This window comes from Bradyrhizobium genosp. SA-3, assembly GCF_004212635.1.
Lineage (GTDB): Bacteria > Pseudomonadota > Alphaproteobacteria > Rhizobiales > Xanthobacteraceae > Bradyrhizobium.
This window is the reverse complement of record NZ_PSRT01000361.1, coordinates 1-394: the sequence shown is the minus strand read 5'-3', so window position 1 is coordinate 394 and position 394 is coordinate 1. Positions and strand designations below refer to the sequence as shown.

General features: G+C 62.9%; 1 protein-coding gene. It reads left to right on the top strand.

The annotated features are described in order from the left end of the window. Positions 1-152 precede the first annotated feature (152 nt). Positions 153-394 (top strand): aminopeptidase P family N-terminal domain-containing protein (locus tag CWO91_RS42475; protein WP_208753163.1); only part of this gene is annotated, 242 nt, incomplete at its 3' end.

Sequence of the window (394 nt, the reverse complement as noted above, 5' to 3'; positions counted from 1 at the left end):
CCTCGCGATCGGGCTCGCCTTCAGCCTGCTTGGTATCGAAACCCATGGCAAGCCGCTGGCGCTAGAGAGCGGCGATCCGGCCGTAGCACCGCGCGAAACTGTGCCGGTGCGCGAGCACGCAACGACCCAGCAAGCATGATTGGAGCAAGGGCATGAATGTAGCGGACAGGAAGATCACAGCGCGCGCGCCGTTCGATACCGAAAAGCTCGACCGGCTGATGCACGAGGCGCGGCTCGACGCGCTGGTCGTCACGTCCCGCCACAACGTTCAGTATCTGCTCGGCGGCTATCGCTTTTTCTTCTTCGACGCGATGGAGGCGATCGGCGTCAGCCGCTATTTGCCGGTGTACGTCTATCAGCGCGGGCGTCCGGAGAACGCGCTCTATATCGGCAA